Annotated in this window: 17 protein-coding genes; 16 read left to right on the top strand and 1 reads right to left on the bottom strand. The window is 65.7% G+C overall.

What is annotated here, in order from left to right; translation table 11 throughout:
• Positions 1 to 128 precede the first annotated feature (128 nt).
• The 6 genes from AC731_RS02700 to AC731_RS02670 all read left to right on the top strand — a co-directional run bounded on the left by AC731_RS02700 (position 129) and on the right by AC731_RS02670 (position 6503).
• On the top strand, positions 129 to 626 hold the full coding sequence (locus AC731_RS02700) for a hypothetical protein (protein ID WP_048709080.1): 498 nt from the start codon (positions 129 to 131) through the stop codon (positions 624 to 626).
• Between the two features lie 66 nt (positions 627 to 692).
• On the top strand, positions 693 to 1238 hold the full coding sequence (locus AC731_RS02695; protein ID WP_237266592.1) for an RNA polymerase sigma factor: 546 nt from the start codon (positions 693 to 695) through the stop codon (positions 1236 to 1238).
• Positions 1239 to 1740: 502 nt separating this feature from the next.
• Entirely contained in the window at positions 1741 to 2196 is a 456-nt protein-coding gene (locus tag AC731_RS02685) for a periplasmic heavy metal sensor (RefSeq protein WP_048709075.1), read from the top strand.
• A 283-nt stretch (positions 2197 to 2479) separates the two neighbouring features.
• Complete coding sequence (locus AC731_RS02680; RefSeq protein WP_048709073.1) at positions 2480 to 3748, top strand: acyl-CoA dehydrogenase family protein; 1269 nt, start codon at positions 2480 to 2482, stop codon at positions 3746 to 3748.
• Between the two features lie 56 nt (positions 3749 to 3804).
• Positions 3805 to 5190, top strand: coding sequence for an LLM class flavin-dependent oxidoreductase (locus AC731_RS02675; protein WP_048709071.1), 1386 nt, complete (start codon positions 3805 to 3807; stop codon positions 5188 to 5190).
• On the top strand, positions 5187 to 6503 hold the full coding sequence (locus AC731_RS02670; RefSeq protein WP_082794229.1) for an acyl-CoA dehydrogenase family protein: 1317 nt from the start codon (positions 5187 to 5189) through the stop codon (positions 6501 to 6503). Before AC731_RS02675 ends, AC731_RS02670 begins: the two co-directional genes overlap by 4 nt.
• 51 nt (positions 6504 to 6554) lie before the next feature.
• Here the strand turns inward: AC731_RS02670 and AC731_RS02665 are convergent, their stop codons facing one another.
• Positions 6555 to 8651 carry a molybdopterin-containing oxidoreductase family protein gene (locus AC731_RS02665; RefSeq protein WP_048709069.1) on the bottom strand — a complete coding sequence of 699 codons (2097 nt, stop codon included), beginning with the start codon at positions 8649 to 8651 and terminating at the stop codon, positions 6555 to 6557.
• 346 nt (positions 8652 to 8997) lie between these two features.
• Here AC731_RS02665 and AC731_RS02660 point away from each other — a divergent pair, with 346 nt between their 5' ends.
• The 10 genes from AC731_RS02660 to AC731_RS02615 all read left to right on the top strand — a co-directional run bounded on the left by AC731_RS02660 (position 8998) and on the right by AC731_RS02615 (position 18091).
• On the top strand, positions 8998 to 9831 hold the full coding sequence (locus tag AC731_RS02660) for a MetQ/NlpA family ABC transporter substrate-binding protein (protein WP_048709068.1): 834 nt from the start codon (positions 8998 to 9000) through the stop codon (positions 9829 to 9831).
• Between the two features lie 2 nt (positions 9832 to 9833).
• The gene (locus AC731_RS02655; RefSeq protein WP_048709066.1) at positions 9834 to 10910 is read left to right on the top strand and encodes a methionine ABC transporter ATP-binding protein; all 1077 of its coding nucleotides are present in this window, start codon (positions 9834 to 9836) and stop codon (positions 10908 to 10910) included.
• A 26-nt stretch (positions 10911 to 10936) separates the two neighbouring features.
• Entirely contained in the window at positions 10937 to 11761 is an 825-nt protein-coding gene (locus AC731_RS02650) for a MetQ/NlpA family ABC transporter substrate-binding protein (RefSeq protein ID WP_048709065.1), read from the top strand.
• A complete protein-coding gene (locus tag AC731_RS02645) occupies positions 11761 to 12417 on the top strand; it encodes a methionine ABC transporter permease (protein WP_205626623.1) in 657 nt (218 codons plus the stop codon). The genes AC731_RS02650 and AC731_RS02645 overlap by 1 nt, the downstream gene beginning before the upstream one ends.
• Positions 12418 to 12659: 242 nt before the next feature.
• On the top strand, positions 12660 to 13631 hold the full coding sequence (locus AC731_RS02640; RefSeq protein WP_048709064.1) for an aliphatic sulfonate ABC transporter substrate-binding protein: 972 nt from the start codon (positions 12660 to 12662) through the stop codon (positions 13629 to 13631).
• A 10-nt stretch (positions 13632 to 13641) separates the two neighbouring features.
• Positions 13642 to 14487: an ABC transporter permease gene (locus AC731_RS02635; RefSeq protein WP_053085860.1), complete on the top strand. Its 846-nt coding sequence runs from the start codon at positions 13642 to 13644 to the stop codon at positions 14485 to 14487.
• 12 nt (positions 14488 to 14499) lie between these two features.
• Positions 14500 to 15318 (top strand): ABC transporter ATP-binding protein, encoded by an 819-nt coding sequence (locus AC731_RS02630; protein WP_048709062.1) that lies wholly within the window; start codon positions 14500 to 14502, stop codon positions 15316 to 15318.
• 191 nt (positions 15319 to 15509) lie between these two features.
• Complete coding sequence (gene msuE, locus AC731_RS02625; RefSeq protein WP_048709061.1) at positions 15510 to 16094, top strand: FMN reductase; 585 nt, start codon at positions 15510 to 15512, stop codon at positions 16092 to 16094.
• Between the two features lie 15 nt (positions 16095 to 16109).
• Positions 16110 to 17252 (top strand): FMNH2-dependent alkanesulfonate monooxygenase, encoded by a 1143-nt coding sequence (ssuD, locus tag AC731_RS02620; RefSeq protein WP_048709058.1) that lies wholly within the window; start codon positions 16110 to 16112, stop codon positions 17250 to 17252.
• A complete protein-coding gene (locus AC731_RS02615) occupies positions 17249 to 18091 on the top strand; it encodes an amidohydrolase family protein (protein ID WP_048709056.1) in 843 nt (280 codons plus the stop codon). Before ssuD ends, AC731_RS02615 begins: the two co-directional genes overlap by 4 nt.
• The last annotated feature ends 135 nt before the right edge of the window (positions 18092 to 18226 follow it).

The following is an 18226-nucleotide window of genomic DNA, read 5'->3' as shown; positions in this document are numbered from 1 at the left end:
GAACCCGAGACGGGCGCTCGACTCATGTTGGCGTATCGATTGACGGAACATTTTCCTAGTCCGCTCGTTTCAAGCTTCAGGACGGCATCGCCGCCCGCTCGAAACCAGGACAAAAGGACCTCATCGATATGAACGCCTATACACCCGCCCGATTGCTGGCCATCGGCGCCTTTGCCCTTCTTGGCGGTGTTTTCGCACCCGCCACGGTCATGGCGGCCGACACCCATCAACACGATACCCACACGGCGGTGCTCAAGCTCAATCAGGGCGCGAAGTGGCAAACCGACGAAGCACTGCGCACAGGGATGGAATCCATTCGGAACGCACTGGCGCAGGCCCTGCCTGACGTCCATTCGGGCAAGTTCGACACCACGCGCTACCAGACGCTTGCGCAATCCATTGAAGCGCAGGTCGGCTACGTGGTGCAGAACTGCAAGCTGCAGCCCGAAGCGGACGACGTCCTGCACGCGATCATTGGCGAGATCGGCCAGGGCGTCGATGTGATCGCCGGACACAAGCCGGGCACCGAACGGGAGCAAGGCGTCGTCCTTGTCGCGAGAACCCTTGACGACTACGCCGCCCACTTCGAACATCCGGGCTGGAAGGGCTTGAAGACGGAGCACTGAGCCAGTCGATGAAGCCGCGCGCACGACAACACGCCGCCTGCCAGCATGAATGACACGGATGCGGCAATGGATGTCAGCGATGTCGCCCGCTCACGAGCGGGTGACATGTCGGCCTTTGCTGACCTCGTCCGCCGTCATCAGGCGCGCGTGTTCCGCTTCATCATGCGCATGCTCGACGCCCACGACGAAGCGATGGAGCTGACGCAGGACGTGTTCGTCAAGGCATGGCAGGCATTGCCCGGCTGGCGTCCGGACGCCCGCTTCTCCACCTGGCTGTTGCAGATTGCACGCAACGCGGCGCTCGACCATCTGCGCCGCCGACAACGCGTGCGGTTCGCGCCACTGGAAGATGGGCTCGACGTCGCTGATGCGTCGCCGGGACCGGAGGCCCGTTACGCCAGCCATCAGCAACAGATTCAGCTCGACCGCGCCCTGCGGCGTATCGCCCCCGAGCACCGCGAGGTCCTGTTGCTGCGCGAAGTCGAGGGGCTCGCCTACGCAGAACTGGCGGACGTCCTGGGGGTTGCCGAAGGCACCGTGAAGTCTCGCCTCGCCCGCGCGCGCACCGCGCTGCTTGAACATTTCGATCCGCATGGAGGAGCGCGAAAATGACCGGAATCTGCCCCCCAGACGATGCGCTATCGGCTCTGGTCGACGAGGCACTGCCCGCCTCGGCCCGCACGGAACTGCTCACCCACTGCGCAGGCTGTCCGCAGTGCGCGACCAGACTGGACGGACTGAGGCGCCTGCATGCGGCCTTCCTCGCCCTGCCTCCCGCCATGCTCGATGTCGACCTTGGAGAACGGGTGATTGCGCGCCTTCAGGCCGGCGCGACGCCGGCGGTGCAAGGACGTCCGCACATGGGATGGCGGGCACGGTGGATGTCCCTGGCCCGTCCGCTGACCCGCTGGTCATTCGCCTTGTCGTCGTCTGCGGGGGCTACCGCAGCCATCGCGATGGGTCTGTGGCTGGGTGAGAGCCTGCTACAGATGGAGCCCTCCATCTCACCGCCATCAAGGAACGTCACGCTTGTGGCCATGAGCCTGTTCGACTCCGTCCCGCCGGGAAATCTCTGCCCCAGCGCTCATGCTTGCGACCCAACAGGGAACTCACGATGAAACCCCGCTCGCTTCAACTCGCACTGCTGCTGTCGCTCGCAGTCAACCTTGGCGTCGTCGGCGCCGTTGCGCTGGACCGGCTCCGCTCCAACGTCGCACCCGCTCCGAAGCCTCCGCTGCATCAGGTTCTGGGCCTGGATGAGGCGCAGCGCGCCCGCTGGGAGGCTGCCGAGCGTCCATTCCTTCAGCAGTTCGAAAGGGCCAGTGCACAGCTCGAAGCACACCGCACCGCGCTTGTGAAGGCACTCTTCGCCGACACCCTCGATCCCGAGCGCATCGAATCGGAACGCGCGGCGATAGCCGAACTGCAGCAGGCGCAGCAGCGCATGCTCATCGAGCAGCTCATTACCGAACGCGCGATCCTCGACGCAGGACAACGCCAGACGCTGCTCGGGCTGCTGCTCGACCAGCCTCCAACACGTAGCACGGCGGAAGATTTACACGCACGCTAGACGCCCTCCTGAGGCGTGCCACCGGATCTCAGATCCCCTTGGACAGGCCGTCATCACGACGGCCTGTCGCATTTCCGGTTCTCGCTACGCGAACGGACGCCTGCGCACGGGGCAACAGCAGCCGTTCAGATCTGGCTTCTGCGCAACAGCGTCATGCCGAAGTCTCGCCGTTAGTCCTTGATTTATCTATATTTCATCTTCTGGCATGGATGCTGCACAGGGAGAGATGGAGTGATGCCTCCGCATCCTTCAATTCCACCTGACCTGTAGCCGAGACAGCACAATGTCCATGGACGACCTGACCATCCGCAACGCACGCGACACCGAACTGGTTGCCTACGCTCAAGACATCGCCAACGAAATTCGTCCGACCGCCGCGCGCTATGACCGCACGGGAGAATTCCCCTTCGAACACTTCGACATCCTCCGGAGCAAGGGCGCACTCGGTCTGACCGTACCAAGGACGTACGGCGGCCGGGAATTGTCCCTCTATGAAACTCTGCTGATTCAGGAACGCCTCGCGGGTGCCAGTGGCGCCACGGCGCTGGCGCTTGGCTGGCACCTGATGACGCTCTTTGGCCTGCGCACCACGCGCGCCTGGGACGAGTCGATCTTCGAACGCATCTGCCGCGATGCGGTAGAGCGCGGCGAGCTGATCAACGTCTTCGCTACCGAACGCGATGCCGGCAACGTGATCCGCGGCTTCAACCCTACGACCCGCGCACGCCGGCGCGGTGACGGCTGGGTCATCACGGGGCGCAAGGCGTTCTCAACACTTGCGCCCGCAGTGAATCAATTCACCGTGCTCGCCTACATCGAGGAAGAGGACCAGACGGCCGAGTTCCTGGTGCGCAAGACGGACCGCGTGCGGGTCATCGAAACATGGGATTCGCTGGGCATGCGCAGTACCGGCAGCCACGACGTCGAACTCGACGGCGTGGAAGTGCCCGCCGAGGCCCTGCTGGTCCGCCTCGAGAAGGGCAAGCCGAGCCGGTTCATGGCCTGCAGCAGTGCCTACTCGCTGCAGTTGCCGGCCATCTATCTCGGCATCGCGGTAGCCGCGCGCGACTTCATCCTCGACTTTGCCGATAGCCGCTTCGCACCCGCACTCGGTGGGGCGGTCCTCGATGCGCCTCAGGTGCAGCAGAAGATCGGCGAGATCGAGATCCTGGTGAGCGCCTCGAAGGCGCTGCTCTACGGCCTGGCCGAGCGCTGGGACCGCCACGACGAACTCAAGGACAGGCTCGGCAGCGAGGTCGCAATCACCAAGTACGTTGTGACCAACAACGCGATCCGCATCGTCGAGCTGGCGATGCAGATCGCGGGCGGCCATGGGCTGTCGCGCGACCTGCCGCTGGAGCGCTATTTCCGCGACGTGCAGTGCGGCCTCTACAACCCGCCGCACAACGACATGGTCATTGAGCGCGTGGCGAAGGAAGCGATCACGCGCCAGCGCGCCGCGCCCGCTCCTGAGGGCCGCCAGCCGCCCCTTCAGCGCACAGTCTCCCCCAACGATGCGTCAGCCCCGCGTATCGGCGAACCGGTGGTCTGAGCCATCCCTGCTCATCGCGACCGCATCCAGAATCCCAGCCAGCACAGGACATTCCCATGACAGCACTCGCCTTCAACGCCTTCGTAATGAATACCGCCTCCCACATCCAGCATGGGCAGTGGCGGCGCCCCGATGCCCAGCAGGTCAACTTCAACGACGTGAATCTGTGGGTCGACCTTGCGCGCACGCTCGAGCGCGGCCTCTTCGATGCCATCTTCTTCGCCGACATCGTCGGCGTGTATGGTCCGCTCGGCGGCGACTACGAGGTCAATGCACGCGAGGGGCTGCAGATTCCGAGCAACGACCCGTCGGTGCTGCTTTCGGCTCTTGCTGTCAATACGGAACACCTTGGTCTGGCCTTCACCAGCTCGGTGCTGCAGGCGCATCCATTTGATTTCGCACGCAAGGTGTCGACGCTGGACCACATTTCGCGCGGACGCGTGGCCTGGAACATCGTGACCAGTTCAGTGGAAAACGCTGCGCGCAACTTCGGCCTGGACCAGCTCACGCCGCACGACGAGCGTTACGCCTGGGCGCAAGAATACGTCGATGTCGTCTACAAGCTATGGGAAGGCTCGTGGGACGAAGGCGCGCTGCTGATCGACCGCGCGCGCGGCGTGTTTGCCGATCACAACAAGATCCACAAGATCAACCACGTCGGCGCGCGCTACCGGGTGGAAGGGCCGCACCTGAGTTCTCCGTCGCCGCAGCGCACGCCGCTGCTGTTCCAGGCCGGCTCCTCGGGCGCCGGGCGACAGTTTGCGGCAGCCAACGCCGAGGGCCAGTTCATCATCACCCCCAATCCCACGGTCGCGGCCGAACTCATCCGCGATACCCGCCGCCTCGCCGTCGCCGCAGGCCGGCGCGCCGAGGACATCAAGTTCTTCCAGGGCATGAGCTTCATCCTCGGCAGCACCGAGGCCGAAGTTCGCCGCAAGGAGGCCGAGTATGACGAGCACGTCAGCGTCGACGGTTTCCTCGCTCATCACAACTATGCGGTCGACCGCTACGGCAAGCCCTACCCGGCCGACACCCCGCTGTCGGCGATCAAGTCCGAGGCCAGCCAGAGCATCCTCGACTGGTATGCCAAGAGCACCCCCGGCAAGGTGCCGACCGTGGCCGATCTGGGTCGTCTCACCTCACGCCGCGGCCGCATCGCCGGCACGCCGGAGCAGATCGCCGATCAACTCGAGCAGTGGCAGCAGGCCGGCATCGACGGCGTCAACGTCATCAACTGGCACCTGCCCGGCTCGTACGAAGAGTTCAACGAACATCTGCTGCCGGTGCTGCAGAAGCGCGGCCTGGCCAAGCGCGAGTACCGCCCCGGTACGCTACGCCAGAAGCTGTTCGGCACCGACCGCATCAACGAACGCCATCCGGCTGCCCGCTATCGCGGCGCCTTCACCCCCAATACCGCAAACAGCACTGTGGAGTTCGCATGAACGCGCGCCTGCACAACCTCCCCCAGCCGGATCTCGTCGTTCCGGCCAGTCTCGAATCGATGCCCTATCCCTTTCCATCGACGACGCCGCCGGCTGCAGCGGCGCATGCTCCCGCTTACGAGACGCTGGCCGCACGCTTCCGCCCGATCTTCTCACGCATCGCCGAGCGTTCCGCCGCGCGCGAACATGGACGCGAACTGCCCTTCGACGCCGTCGGCTGGTTGCGCGACGCCCGCTTCGGGGCGCTGCGTGTGCCAGTGGAATTCGGCGGCTTCGGCGCCACGGTCGAGCAGTTCTTCGACCTGCTGATCGAACTTGCCGAAGCCGACTCCAACCTGCCCAACATCTTCCGCGCTCATTTCGGCCAGATCGAACGCCTGTATGCCGAAATCGATCCGGCACAGCATCCCGTCTGGCTGCAACGCGCCGCGGCCGGCGAGATCTTCGGCAACGCCACCACAGAGGCCGGCGACGGCGCACTCGGCACGCAGGCGACCCGGATCACCCGGCGCGACGGTGTGCTGCACCTGAATGGCACCAAGTATTACAGCAGCGGATCGCTGTACGCCGACTGGATCGCCGCCACCGCACAATTGCAGGAGGACGATGGCAGCGAGCGCGGCGTTACGGTGCTTGTCCGCGCCGATGCGCCCGGCGTCGAACGCATCGACGACTGGAAGGGCTTCGGGCAGCGCCTGACCGGCTCGGGCACCACCTGCTTCACCGACGTGGAGGTCGATGCGGATGCAATCTGGCGCTATTCCCGTAGCGGGCCGACGCCGATGACCGCATTCTTCCAGCTCGTGCATCTGGCCACGCTGACCGGCATCGCCCGCGCCATCGAGCGCGACGCCTGCGCCTTCGTTCGCCCGCGCAAGCGCGTGTTCAGCCACGGCAGCGGCACCACGCCGCGCGAGGACCCGCTGATCCAGCAGGTCATCGGCCAACTCGCCAGCACCGCCTTCATCGGCGAAACCGCGGTGCGCGCGGTGGCGGCCAGGCTCGGGCACATCGACCGCCTGCGCCAGGATGGCCAAGCCATCCCCGAGAGCCTGCTGGTCGACGTCGAACTGGCCGCTGCCAAGGCGCAGGTCGGCCTGGTCGATACGGTGCTGAACGCCACCACCCGACTGTTCGACGTCGGTGGCGCCTCGGCCGTGCAGGAAGACCGCCGGCTCGATCGCCACTGGCGCAACGCCCGCACGCTGGCGTCGCACAACCCGGTGATCTTCAAGGCCCGGGTGGTGGGAGACCATGCGCTCAACGGCACCACGCCCGGCTTCTACTGGAGCGTCGGGACGACGACGGCGTAAGTCGCATGTGCCGGACGTCCGCGGGCGCCCGGCACATGCGAACGGCAGGGCTCAGGCCGGTTCGACCTCGACCAGACAGTCGTAGAACACCGGTGCCGCGCCGAGGTCCGTCAGCTTCTGGCTGGTGAGCTCGTTGGCGTTGGTGCCGCTCAGACTGAGCTTTCGCCACCACACGCCCAGCCCATTGACCACTCCAGGCCGAGCGCGCAGGCCGACCCGGGCGATGCAGTGATAGCTGCCGCGGTCGTTGAAGACGCGCACGCGCGCGCCGTCGGCGATCTGCCGCGGCGCGGCGTCGTCGGGATGGATCTCCAGATTCGGCCCCCCTTCGCCGTCGCGCAGGCTATCGACATTGACGAAGGTGGAGTTGAGGAAGTTGCGCGGCGGCGGCGAGATCATCGCCAGGGGGTAGCGCTCGTCCGAGCCCAGCGCCTCGTAGTTCGGCAGCACGGCCGGCAAACCGTCATGTCCGGCCGCAGCAAGCCGCGCACTGAAGAACTCGCACTTGCCCGACGGGGTCGGGAATTGCCCCTCGGCAAAGGGCGTCTCCGGCACGGCCAGGGAAACATGGCCCTCCACCAGCAGTCGCTCGAAGTCGACACGCTCGTCGAAGGCCTGCTGGCACAAGGCCAGATCGTCGTCGGCAAAACACGGCTCGTCGAAACCGAGGCGTCGCGCCAGCTCGCGAAAGATCTGCGAGTTGGGCTTGGCCGCACCCAGCGGCGGGATCGCCGGGCGGTTGAGCAACACATCGGTATGGCCATAGCTCGAATGAATGTCCCAGTGCTCGAGCTGGGTCGTCGCGGGCAGCACATAGTCCGCGTAATCCGCCGTGTCGGTGCGGAAATGCTCCAGAACCACGGTGAACAGGTCCTCGCGCGCAAACCCGGCCACCACCTTGCCCGACTCCGGCGCCACCGCCACCGGATTGCTGTTGTAGACCACGAGCGCCTCGATGCGCGGACCGAAGGCCTCGGACGCGGGACGCAGCAGGTCGTTGCCGATCGTGCTCATGTTGAGCGTGCGCGGATGCGCCACGCCCGAACGTCGCAGCAGGTCCGGCCGCTCAAGGACCGCACGCTGGACCGGGAAGGCGCCCGAACTGCTCAGCAGCAGCCCCCCGGAACGATGCCGCCAGGCGCCGATCAAGGCCGGAATGCAGGCGATCGCCCGCACCGCGTTGCCGCCGCCGCGCACACGCTGCATGCCGTAGTTGAGACGGATGGCGACAGGCTCCCGGCGCTGGAAGCTGGCGCCGATGTCGGCGGCCAATGCGACGATCTCCGCTTCGGTCAGGCCGCAGATCTCGGCCGCACGCGACGGCGGCCATTGCAGCGCGCGTTCGCGCAGTTCCGCCCACCCCAGCGTGTGGCGCGCCAGGTAGTCGTGATCCAGCCAGTCGTTGCGGATCAGCTCGTGCATCAGGGCATAGGCCAGGGCCGCATCGCTGCCGGGCAGCAGTGCGAGGTGCGCATGACATTTTTCCGCGGTTTCCGAGCGCCGCGGGTCGATGCAGACCAGCTTCGCGCCCTTGCGCTTGGCTTCGAGGGCGTAACGCCAGAAATGGAGGTTGCTGTTGATCGGGTTGCTCCCCCAGATCAGGATCAGGCGCGCATCGGCGAAGTGTTCCACCCGCGTGCCCTGCCTGGTTCCCAGCGTGGCTTCCAGCGCCATCGCGCCGGCCGATGCGCACAACGTACGGTCGAGCAGCGACGCACCGAGACGATGGAAGAAGCGCGCCGCCATGCTCTCGCCCTGCACCAGCCCCATCGTGCCCGCGTAGCTGTAGGGCACGATGGCCTGCGGGTCGCGCACAGCAATCGCCTTCAAGCGCCCGGCAATGTCATCGAGCGCCTCATCCCAGCTGACCGGCTCGAAGCGCCCTGCGCCCTTGGGGCCGACACGCCTGAGCGGCGCGAGCACGCGCTCGGGGTGATAGGTCCGCTCCGTGTAGCGCGACACCTTTGTGCACAGCACGCCGGCCGTCTGCGGATGGCCGGGATTGCCCTGCACCTTGATGGCAACGCCATCGCGAACCGTGGTCAGGAGCGAACAGGTGTCCGGACAGTCGTGCGGGCAGGCACCCAGCACGCGACCGTCGCGCGGAACGTCAATCAGGGGGTCGGGGTTACGGTCTTCTCGAGTCATCGGTGTTCCGGGACGGGCGCATCAGCGCACGCCCGATCGTTCATGTGGGGCCAATGATCGCAGATCCACGCAAGGGAAAAACAGCGGGCAAACGAAGTTGATTGGAATTGCATTCCCGGATTTCGGCGTTGCGGCGACATGGCGGTATTCGCCCTGACCGCGAGCGTTGCTGAAGGCGGCGCACTCCGCCTGCAGCGGCGCTGCAAATTCAACAGCGCGTCCTCGCAGTAAAACCACAAACCCTTGTTTCATAAACCTTTAGTTCTCTGGCACCGCTCTTGCTCATCTCCTTCCAGCCTGATTCACAAGCAGTCAGCCTTATTCCAAACCCCTTCAGGAGTGAAACATGAGCACGAACAACCCGATCCGCCACGCTGCCGCCAAGTGGCTCAAAACCTTCGCCATCGCCGCGGTTGCCAGCTCGACGATGGGTCTGGCCCAGGCTGCCGCCGACAAGCCGCTCAAGCTCGGCACGACCGCTGCCTTCGTGCCGGCGCTGGAGGTCGCCGTGCAGGAGGCTGCTGCACAGGGCGTGAAGGTCGAGCTGGTCGAATTCACCGACTGGAACACGCCCAATCTCACGGTGGCGAAAGGCGACATCGACGCCAACTACTTCCAGCACATTCCCTTCCTCGAGAACGCGAACAAGGAAGGCGGCTTCAATCTGGTGCCGGCCGCCATCGGCATCATCAACAACGTCGGTCTGTACTCGAAGAAGCACAGGGCGCTGTCCGACATCCCGGTCGGCGCCAAGGTGGCGATCGCCGGCGACGCGGTCAATGGCGCGCGCGGCCTTCAGCTGCTGGAGAAAGCCGGGCTGATCAAGCTCAGGCCGGGCACCGGCTATAAGACGACGCAGGCCGATATCGTCGACAACCCGAATAAGCTCAGGATCATCGAGCTCGAGGCGGTGCAGCTGGCACGCGCGCTGGATGACGTCGACCTCGCTCAGGGCATGCCGCATTACCTCAAGCTCGCAGGCACGATCGACCCGGCAAAGGCACTGATTTTCGACGGCCAGGGCCAGAAGGTTTACGCGGTGCATTTCGTCACCCGTCCCGAGGGCAAGGATGACGAGCGCCTGAAGAAGTTCGTCAAGGTCTATCACACCTCACCCGCCGTGCGCGCCGCACTCGACCAGCACTCCGGCCAGTTCTACACCGCGGCCTGGGAGCACTGATCATGGACCGGCTTGCAACGCACATCGAACAGTCGATTGCCCACATCCGGCTGGAAGGAATCGGCAAGACGTACGACACCGGCCGCGGCGCCGTCACCGCGCTGGAAGACATCGACCTCGACATCCAGCGCGGCGAGATCTTTGGCATCATCGGCCGCAGCGGCGCGGGCAAGTCCTCGCTGATCCGCACCCTGAACCGGCTGGAAGATCCGAGCAGCGGCAAGGTGCTGATCGACGGGCGGGACATCGGCAGCCTGGATGAAGCCCAGCTCGTGGCGCTGCGCCGACGGGTCGGCATGATCTTCCAGCACTTCAACCTGATGTCGGCGAAGACGGTGTGGCAGAACGTCGCCCTGCCGCTGAAGGTGGCGGGTATCAAGCCGGCCGAGATCGAACGTCGCGTGGCCGAATCGCTGCAACTGGTCGGCCTGTCGGAAAAGCGCGACATGTACCCGGCACAGTTGTCCGGCGGGCAGAAGCAGCGTGTCGGCATCGCCCGCGCCCTGGTGCACCAGCCCGAGATCCTGCTGTGCGACGAGGCCACGTCGGCGCTCGACCCGGAAAGCACCCAGGCCATCCTCGCCCTGCTGAAGGACATCAACCGGCGCCTGGGACTGACCGTCGTGCTGATCACGCACGAGATGGAAGTGATCCACGAGATCTGCCACCGCGTGGTGGTGCTGGAGCGCGGCCGCGTGGTGGAGCATGGGCCGGTGTGGCAGGTGTTCGGCGACCCTCAGCATGAAGTCACTCGCACCCTGCTCGGCACCGTGCATCACGACCTGCCCGACGACCTGAACGGCCACATCCACCCCGAACGCACGACCGAAGCGCAAGCCTTGCTGCTCGACCTGCACTTCACCGGTGTCAGCCGCCGCGACCCCGATCTGCTGTCGATCGCCAACGTACTGGGCGCGGGCACGCGGCTGGTGCATGGCGGCATCGACCGCATCCAGAACCGCGCGCAAGGGCATCTGCTGGTGAGCGTGGACTCCAGCGAGCCGGCGGCGGACATCATCCGGCGGGCGCAGGGCCTCGCCGACAAGATCCATCACGTGGGCTACGTCAGCCTCGTTTAAGCACACAACTCGAAGGAAACAGACACATGAAAGCCTTACAGTCCATTCGAAAACTGGCAAGAACACTCCTGCTCGCCGGCCTGCTGAGTGCGATCGCCAGCCCCGCCACGGCCGCCTCCGGCCCGCTGAAGGTAGGGACCAATGCGGGGTTTGCTGCACCACTCGAAGTGGCGGTCGCGGAAGCGAAGAAGCAGGGGCTCGACGTCAAACTGATCGAGTTCACCGATCCGGTGTCGCCGAACGTGACCCTCGCCAACGGCGAAATCGACCTCAACTACTTCCAGCACAGCCTGTTCCTGGATGTCGTGAAGAAAGAACGGGGCTTGAATCTCGAGCCGGTCGCGATCGGTATCGTCAACAAGACCGGCCTCTACTCCAAGAGATACCAGCGCCTTCAGGACCTGCCCAACGGCGCCCGCGTTGCACTCGCCGGCGACCCGGTGAACTTCGCCCGCGGCTTGCATCTGCTCCAGGACGCCGGGCTGCTGAAGCTCAAGCCCGGAGCCGGTCCAAGAGCGACCCTGAACGACATCATCGACAACCCCAGGCAGCTGAAATTGCTGGAGATCGATTTCCACCAGTTGCCGCTGGCCGTCAATGAAGTCGATCTGGCCCACGGTTTCACCCACTTCCTGCTCGCCTCGGGCGTCATCGACCCGAAATCTGCGCTGCACTGGGAGTCGGAGTCCGAAAGCCGCAAGTACGGCATCCACTTCGTCGCCCATCCCAAGAGCAAGGACGATCCCCGGGTCGCGCAGTTCGTCGCCATCTACCAGAACTCGCCCGCCGTCCGTGCCGAACTCGATAAACGATTCGGTGACCTCTACTTCCGGCTCTGGGAAAAGAACTGATGTCGCCCCTGCTCATTGACCGCCTGATAGAAGGCACCTGGGACACCTTCGTGATGATCGGCGTGTCGTCGGTGATCACCCTGCTGCTCGGCATCCCGCTGGCGCTGATCCTGGTCGCCACCTCGCGCGATGGCATCTTCGAGGCGCGCTGGGCCAACAACGTGCTGGGCAGCGTGGTGAACGTCATCCGCTCGATTCCGTTCCTGATCCTGATGGTGGCCCTGATTCCCATCACCCGCCTGATCGTCGGCACCAGCTACGGCGTGTGGGCCGCGATCGTCCCGCTCAGCGCGGCTGCAGTCCCCTTCTTCGCCCGCATCGCCGAAGTCAGCTTGCGCGAGGTCGATCGCGGCCTGGTCGAAGCGGCGCAGGCAATGGGTTGCAAGCGCTGGCACATCATCTGGCATGTATTGCTGCCCGAGGCGCGGCCGGGCATCGTCGCCGGCTTCACGATCACGGTGGTCAGCATGATCAACGCCTCTGCGGTCGCAGGTGCGATCGGTGCCGGGGGACTGGGCGACCTGGCCTACCGCTATGGCTATCAGCGCTTCGATACCGATGTGATGCTGACCGTGATCGTGCTGCTGGTGGTGCTGGTGACGGTCATCCAGTTTGGCGGGGACAAACTGGCTCTAAAGTTGAACAAGCGCATCTGATCAACGGGAAACCGACGAACGAGCGGGGTCGCAGCAATGCGGCCCCGTTTGCGTTGTCGGCGGGCTCAAAACGTCTGCAGGCGGTCTGCTGGATTCGCAGCAGCGCTGCGCCCGTCTGCTGCAAATCCAGCAGAACTCGCCCTCCACAATCAACTCAAGCAATTGAAATAAAACAACTATTATTTCTGGCACGATCACTGCGTTAGTGAATCCCTGATTCAACAACCCCATCGGGATTCATCATGTTCAAGACCCTCAAACGCCTCACCCTCGCCGCTGCCGGCGTGCTGCTCGCCACCGGCCTCACCCACGCCGCCGACAAGCCTGCCGAGGTCCGCCTCGACTATGCCTACTACTCCCCGCCCAGCCTGGTGCTGAAGAAGTTCGGCTGGCTGGAGGAAGACCTGAAGGCCGACGGCGTGCCGGTGAAGTGGGTGCTGAGCCAGGGCAGCAACCGCGCGCTCGAATTCCTCAACAGCGGCAGCGTCGATTTCGGCTCCACCGCCGGCCTGGCCGCCGTGCTATCGAAGGCCAACGGCAACCCGATCAAGAGCGTATATGTGTATTCGCGCCCCGAATGGACGGCCCTGGTCGTGCCCAAGGATTCGCCGATCGAGTCGGTGAAAGACCTCAAGGGCAAGAAGGTGGCCGCGACCAAGGGCACCGACCCCTTCCTGTTCCTGCTGCGCAGCCTGCAGCAGGAGGGGCTGTCCAAGACCGACGTCGAGATCCTCGCGCTGCAGCATGCCGACGGGCGGGCCGCACTGGAGCAGGGACGCGTCGACGCGTGGTCCGGGCTCGATCCACTGATGGCCGGCAGCGAGGTGCAAGCGGGTTCGCGCCTGCTGTACCGCAACGTCGCCTTCAACACCTATGGTTTCCTCAACACCACCGAGCGCTTCGCGACCCAGCATCCGGACTACGTGCAGCGGGTCATCGCCGCCTATGAAAAGGCGCGCCAGTGGATCCTCGCCAACCCGGACGACACCGCCCGCCTTGTTGCCGAGGAGGCCAAGCTGCCGCTCGAAGTGGCCAGGCTGCAGCTGTCGCGCAACGACTTCAGCACGCCGGTGCCGGGGGCACAGCATGTGGAGGCCCTGAAGGCAGCCGCCCCGATCCTGGTCGAGGAGGACCTGGTGCGCAAGGGCACCGACGTGGCGGCCGTGATCGACGCCCTGGTCGAACCGGCGCATGCACGCGCCGTGGTGAAGTGAGCGTCCCATCATGAGCAAGGCTTCGACACTGGACGCGCCGCTGCCCGCCACGCCCCTGGATACGGCGCACCGCCCCCGACAGGGGCGGCGGCTCGCCGCGCAGTTCAAGGGCTGGGTCGTGCCGCTTGGGCTGGTAGTGATCTGGGAAGCCGCGGTGCGACTGGGCTGGGCCAGCGCCCACCTGCTGCCGCCCCCGTCCGAGCTGGTCGTCACCTTGTCCGATCTTGCGTCCAGCGGCGAACTGCTGGGCCACATCGGGGTGAGCGGCCTGCGCGTGCTGGCCGGCTTTGCCATCGGCGCCGTGCTGGCGCTGGTCGTCGGCGCCGCGGTGGGCCTGTCGCGCGAGCTCGAGGCCTACCTCGACCCGAGTTTCCAGGCGCTGCGCGCCATCCCCTCGCTGGCCTGGGTACCGCTGCTGCTGCTTTGGCTGGGCATCGACGAGGCGCCGAAGATCACGCTGATCGCCATCGGCGCCTTCTTTCCGGTGTATCTGAATCTGGTCGCCGGCATCCAGAACGTGGACCGCAAGCTGGTGGAGGTCGGCGGCATCTTTGGCGTGAAGGGCTGGCGGCTGATCGTGCGCATCTTCCTGCCGGCCGCGCTGCCCAATCTGCTCACCGGCCTGCGCACCGGGCTGTCGCTGGCCTGGATGTTCCTGGTCGCGGCCGAACTGATCGCCGCGACGCGCGGCCTGGGCTACCTGCTGACCGACGGCAGGGAGATGGCGCGTGCCGACCTGGTGATCGTGGCGATCATCGTGCTTGCACTGCTGGGCAAGCTCAGCGACAGCGTGCTGCAGCTCGCCGAACGCCGGCTGCTGGCGTGGCGTGACGTTTATGACGGTAAGCGTTCCTGAGGAGGCACGACAATGTCCGAACCCCTTCTTGCGCTGAACGTCAGCGACAAGCGCTTCCAGTCGCGCTCGGTGATCGACGGCGTCCGCTTCGACATCCGGCCCGGCGAGATCGTCAGCCTGCTCGGCCCCAGCGGCTGCGGCAAGAGCACGCTGCTGCGCATCGTCGCCGGGCTGGATGAAGACTACCGCGGCACCGTCCGCATCAAGGGCGCCGCGCCGCACCTGCATTCGCCCGACGTCGGCTTCATCTTCCAGGAGCCGCGCCTGCTGCCTTGGCTGACCGTAGCCGACAACGTCGGCTTCGAGGCCGGGCGAGGCGGCGGCGGCCATCCGCGAGTCAGAGAACTGCTCGCCGAGGTCGGCCTGGCGGATTTCGCCGACGCCTATCCGAAGCAGTTGTCCGGCGGCATGGCGCAACGTGCGGCGATTGCACGCGGGCTGTTCGCCCAGCCCGCCCTGCTCCTGCTCGACGAACCGTTCAGCGCGGTCGATGCCTTCACCCGCATGCGCCTGCAGGACCTGCTGCTTTCGCTGGCCGAACGCCACGGTACGACGCTGCTGCTGGTGACGCACGATATCGACGAAGCGGCGTACCTGAGCGATCGGATTTTCGTGATGTCGGCCAACCCGGGACGCATCGCCGGCGAGATCGAGGTCGGACTGCCCCGGCCCCGCGATCGGGCCGCCGTGGAACTGAGCCACGCACAGGCACGGGCGCTCACCTTGCTGCATGGCGAGCAACTCGACTACCTGGATCTGACCGGGGAACTGGCGGCCAGGCCGCGCCCGCTCGAACCCGTCGACTTCGCGTCGCTGTCGTTCGCGGTGTGATGGATTCCGGCCAGCCGGCTGTTGCCTGATCACCAGCCGGCTGGCCGGAACTGCTGCGCAGGCAGCAGAATCCCACCCATGAAACACCCAAGCTACTGTTTTCATTATTTCTTTTATCTGGCACAGCTCGTGCTAAAGCACCTTTGAGTGCCAGTTCCGGCACGACTCACACAACAGACGAAGGTGAAAGCATGAGCAAGCAAATCAAGGTTGTCGCCGTTTCCGGTGGGCTGCAGCGCCCCTCCCGCACCCTGACCGTGGTCGAAGCCCTGATCGACGCCCTGGGCGATCAGGCGCCGATCGATGTGCGCCTGATCGAACTCGGCGCCATAGGCCCCAAGCTGGCGGGCGCGCTCTATCCGTCGCAACTGCCGGACGACGTCAAGGCCGATATCGCCGCGATCGAATCGGCGGACTTCCTAGTGGTGGCCAGCCCGGTGTATCGGGCGTCCTTCACCGGCCTGTTCAAGCACCTGTTCGACTTCGTCGACCAGAACGCGCTGATCGATGTCCCCGTGTTGCTCGCTGCCACCGGCGGCAGCGACCGCCATGCGTTGGTGCTCGAACACCAGTTCCGCCCGCTGTTCAGCTTCTTCCAGGCCCACACCCTGCCGATCGGCGTGTATGGCAGCGAGGCTGAGATCCAGGATTACCAGATCACCAGCCCGGCGCTGCAGGCACGCATCGATCTTGCCGCCGAGCGTGCGCGCCCCTTCCTGCGCAAACGCGCGAGCATCGGCTCCAGCCAGCCGAGCTTCGTGCGTGCTGCCGCCTGAACGGAGACCAAGCCAATGAGTCTCGACATCTTCTGGTTCCTGCCCACCTCGGGTGACACCCGCTATCTCGGCAAATCCAACTCCGGTCGCCCGGTCACCATCGAATACATGCAGCAGATCGCGGTGACTGCCGACAACCTTGGCTACGACGGCATCCTGATCCCGACCGGCAGCGGCTGCCTCGACCCCTGGGTCGTCGCGGGCAGCGTGGCCCCGGTGACGCGCAAGCTGAAGCTGCTGGTCGCGCTGCGCACCGCGCTGACCAAGCCGACGGCGGCGGCGCGCATGGCGGCCACGCTCGACCAGGCCACCCGCGGCCGGCTGCTGCTGAACGTGGTCGCAGGCGGCGACTCGGCCGAACTGGCCGGCGACGGCATCTTCCTCGACCACGATGCGCGTTATGACGAGGCGAGCGAGTTCCTGACCATCTGGCGCCGCCTGTTGCAGGGCGAAACGGTCGACTACGCTGGCGAGCATCACACAGTGGAAGGCGCGCAACTGCTGTTCCCGGCAGTGCAGAGGCCCCATCCGCCGCTCTACTTCGGCGGCTCGTCAAACGCCGCACACGATCTCGCGGCCGAGCAGGTCGACGCCTACCTGACCTGGGGCGAACCGCCCGCGGCAGTGGCCGAGAAGATCGCCGACGTGCGTGCGCGCGCCGCCGAACGCGGGCGCAAGGTGCGCTTCGGCGTGCGCCTGCACGTGATCGTGCGCGAGACGAACGAGGAAGCCTGGGCCGAGGCCGACCGGCTGATCAGCCGGCTGGACGACGAGACCATCGCCAAGGTGCAGGCACGCTTCGCCTCGATGGATTCCGAAGGCCAGCGCCGCATGGCTGCGCTGCACGGCGGCCGGCGCGACAGGCTGGAAGTCAGTCCCAACCTGTGGGCGGGCGTCGGCCTGGTGCGCGGCGGTGCCGGCACCGCGCTGGTGGGCGATCCGCAAACGGTAGCCGCACGCCTGAAGGAGTATGCGGACCTCGGTGTGGACAGCTTCGTGCTCTCCGGCTATCCGCACCTTGAGGAAGCCTGGCGCTTCGCCGAGCTGGTGTTCCCGCTGCTGCCGGGCAAGGCGCCGGTCACGACTCAGGACCAGGTCATCACCGGCGGGCCCTTCGACGCCAGCACGGTCAAGACCCCGATCAAGGAGGCCGCATGAAAGTCATCGACCTGCGCTGCCGCCCGGCCTTCCTGCACGACTTCTTCGGCGCCACGCCCGGCACGCCCGAGTACGAGACCGCGCGCTGGCTCAACCGGCGCGTGGGCACCCGCGGCAGTGATGAACACTTCACCCGCTCGCACACGCAGGACGGCTTCCTCGCCGAAGTACGCGAGGCCGGTCTGACCAAGGCGGTCGTCGTCGGCCGCCACACGCCCGCCCAGCACCTGCCGATCGAGCTGATCCACCGCATCACGCACGGCCACGACGAGCTGCTCGGCATCGCCGGCGTCGATCCGGTGATCCAGGGCCGTGCCGCGGTGGATGAAGCCGAACGCGCGATCCGCGAACTCGGGCTGGCGGGCATCGACATCGAGCCGGGCTTCGGCAGCCCGGCGCGCCATGTCGACGACCCAGCCTACTTTCCCATCTACGAGGTGTGCGCACAGCTGGGCGTGCCGGTGTTCCTGATGACCGGCCCGACCACGCCCGACCCGCGCTTCAACGATCCGGCGCCGCTGGCCAACGTGGCACGCGCGTTTCCGCAACTGCCCATCGTCTGTTACCACGGCTGGTGGCCGAACATGGCGCAGGCCATTGGTCTCGCTTTTCGCTACGAGAACATCCACCTCGTGCCCGACATGTACCTGTTCGTCGCTGGCAGCAAGGGCTATGTCGAGGCGGCAAACGGCTTCATGGCCGACCAGCTCCTGTTCGGCTCGTCCTACCCCTTCCGCCCGATCCGCCAGTCGATCGACGATTTTCTGGCGCTGGGACTGAACGCTTCGGCGCTCGACAAGGCGCTGTATGGCAACGCAGCGCGGCTGTTCAGGCTGTAACCGATTGGAGTCTGAGTTGCGAAACCCTCGGGGCGGCCGGTCACCTCAAGGGCTCTATCCCGGAGGTGGCCGGCACCGCGCCGATCGTCACATCGATATGCACTCACCGGTGATAAGCAAAGCAGATTTTCTTGG

The organism is Thauera humireducens (assembly GCF_001051995.2).
GTDB lineage: Bacteria > Pseudomonadota > Gammaproteobacteria > Burkholderiales > Rhodocyclaceae > Thauera > Thauera humireducens.
The sequence above is the reverse complement of the archived record's forward strand: the minus strand, read 5'-3'. Positions and strand labels throughout refer to the sequence as shown.

What these genes read in the sequence shown, in the direction of transcription:
- AC731_RS02700 (WP_048709080.1), top strand. Translation starts at nt 129, where the DNA reads ATGAACGCCTATACACCCGCCCGATTGCTGGCCATCGGCGCCTTTGCC.
- AC731_RS02695 (WP_237266592.1), top strand. Translation starts at nt 693, where the DNA reads ATGGATGTCAGCGATGTCGCCCGCTCACGAGCGGGTGACATGTCGGCC.
- AC731_RS02685 (WP_048709075.1), top strand. Translation starts at nt 1,741, where the DNA reads ATGAAACCCCGCTCGCTTCAACTCGCACTGCTGCTGTCGCTCGCAGTC.
- AC731_RS02680 (WP_048709073.1), top strand. Translation starts at nt 2,480, where the DNA reads ATGTCCATGGACGACCTGACCATCCGCAACGCACGCGACACCGAACTG.
- AC731_RS02675 (WP_048709071.1), top strand. Translation starts at nt 3,805, where the DNA reads ATGACAGCACTCGCCTTCAACGCCTTCGTAATGAATACCGCCTCCCAC.
- AC731_RS02670 (WP_082794229.1), top strand. Translation starts at nt 5,187, where the DNA reads ATGAACGCGCGCCTGCACAACCTCCCCCAGCCGGATCTCGTCGTTCCG.
- AC731_RS02665 (WP_048709069.1), bottom strand. Translation starts at nt 8,651, where the DNA reads ATGACTCGAGAAGACCGTAACCCCGACCCCCTGATTGACGTTCCGCGC.
- AC731_RS02660 (WP_048709068.1), top strand. Translation starts at nt 8,998, where the DNA reads ATGAGCACGAACAACCCGATCCGCCACGCTGCCGCCAAGTGGCTCAAA.
- AC731_RS02655 (WP_048709066.1), top strand. Translation starts at nt 9,834, where the DNA reads ATGGACCGGCTTGCAACGCACATCGAACAGTCGATTGCCCACATCCGG.
- AC731_RS02650 (WP_048709065.1), top strand. Translation starts at nt 10,937, where the DNA reads ATGAAAGCCTTACAGTCCATTCGAAAACTGGCAAGAACACTCCTGCTC.
- AC731_RS02645 (WP_205626623.1), top strand. Translation starts at nt 11,761, where the DNA reads ATGTCGCCCCTGCTCATTGACCGCCTGATAGAAGGCACCTGGGACACC.
- AC731_RS02640 (WP_048709064.1), top strand. Translation starts at nt 12,660, where the DNA reads ATGTTCAAGACCCTCAAACGCCTCACCCTCGCCGCTGCCGGCGTGCTG.
- AC731_RS02635 (WP_053085860.1), top strand. Translation starts at nt 13,642, where the DNA reads ATGAGCAAGGCTTCGACACTGGACGCGCCGCTGCCCGCCACGCCCCTG.
- AC731_RS02630 (WP_048709062.1), top strand. Translation starts at nt 14,500, where the DNA reads ATGTCCGAACCCCTTCTTGCGCTGAACGTCAGCGACAAGCGCTTCCAG.
- msuE (WP_048709061.1), top strand. Translation starts at nt 15,510, where the DNA reads ATGAGCAAGCAAATCAAGGTTGTCGCCGTTTCCGGTGGGCTGCAGCGC.
- ssuD (WP_048709058.1), top strand. Translation starts at nt 16,110, where the DNA reads ATGAGTCTCGACATCTTCTGGTTCCTGCCCACCTCGGGTGACACCCGC.
- AC731_RS02615 (WP_048709056.1), top strand. Translation starts at nt 17,249, where the DNA reads ATGAAAGTCATCGACCTGCGCTGCCGCCCGGCCTTCCTGCACGACTTC.